General features: G+C 47.5%; 2 protein-coding genes. Both read left to right on the top strand.

Annotation, left to right across the window (positions count from 1 at the left end; all coding sequences use genetic code 11):
• Positions 1-191 (top strand): hypothetical protein (locus R7P72_RS25145; protein WP_318110978.1); only part of this gene is annotated, 191 nt, incomplete at its 5' end.
• A partial coding sequence (locus tag R7P72_RS25140) for an alpha-amylase family glycosyl hydrolase (protein ID WP_318110977.1) occupies positions 184-1,190 on the top strand: 1,007 nt, incomplete at its 3' end. The genes R7P72_RS25145 and R7P72_RS25140, both read left to right, overlap by 8 nt.

Below are 1,190 nucleotides of genomic sequence, written 5' to 3'. Positions count from 1 at the left end.
CTCGCGAAAGAGCATTACCCGATACAATATCCTATTGTGCAACCGCTCAATTAAAACTGTCGGTCAGATCAAAGTCGCCGCTTCGTGACATCATTTCACATCTTTTTTGGCGTGAAATGACACCCTCAATTTCAAACCTTTGCTTTATCGTTTCTGCATTGCTGCATAACGGAGGCAAAAACTGTGTTTGAAACTCTACCTAACCCAATGAATAAAATAAAAATACTTCCTTTAGCGATCGCTCTTGCTCTTTCTGGCTGTGGAAGCGACGAAACCACACCAATCGATACAGGCAGCCACGTGGCATCCCCTGATTGGCAAGATCAAATCATTTACTTCCTGATGATCGACCGTTTTAACGACGGCGACAGCGCTCTCAATGATCAAGGGCAAAACGAATTCGATCCGACTTCGGATAAAAAATTCAGCGGCGGCGACCTCGTTGGTGTGAGTGATAAGTTAAGCTACATCGAAGATCTCGGTGCCACATCGATCTGGATTACTCCGCCAGTTGCTAACCAATGGTGGGATGCTGAGCAAAACTACGGCGGCTACCATGGGTACTGGGCGCGCGATTTTCAAAAAGTGGATGAACACTTTGGTGACATGGAAAGCTACCAAGCGTTAGCACGCGAAGTGCATGCGCGTAACATGTTCTTAATTCAGGACATCGTGACCAACCATGTAGGCAACTTCTTCACCTACGATGATCCTTACAGTTATGATCCAAGCCTACCTTGCCAAGGCTTCCGTTTGATTAAAAATGCACTACCCGCCGGGCAAGAACTGCCGTACCCACTCAACATGAACGAGTGTAAAACAGACGGCACAGGCAGCTACCACTGGACGCCAACTATCACCGACCACAACGATCCGGTACAAGAAAAAACCTGGCAACTCTCTGATTTGGATGACCTTAATACGTCCGATCCCGAAGTACGCGCTTATCTAAAAGAGAGCTACCGTAAATGGATTCGCGAAGTCGGCGTCGACGGATTCCGTATCGATACGGTGAAGTTTGTTGAACACGATTTCTGGAACGATTTCCTACACGCCGACGATGGTGTGATGACGCAAGCGGTTGATACCGGTCGTGACAACTTCCTCACTTTTGGTGAAGTATTCGAAACATCTACGCCTTACCACACCGAAGGCGAAGAGAAGATGCTGACTTACATCGGTGAAAGTGG

The organism is Vibrio sp. Vb0888, from assembly GCF_033338835.1.
GTDB lineage: Bacteria > Pseudomonadota > Gammaproteobacteria > Enterobacterales > Vibrionaceae > Vibrio > Vibrio alginolyticus.
The sequence above is the reverse complement of the archived record's forward strand: the minus strand, read 5'-3'. Positions and strand labels throughout refer to the sequence as shown.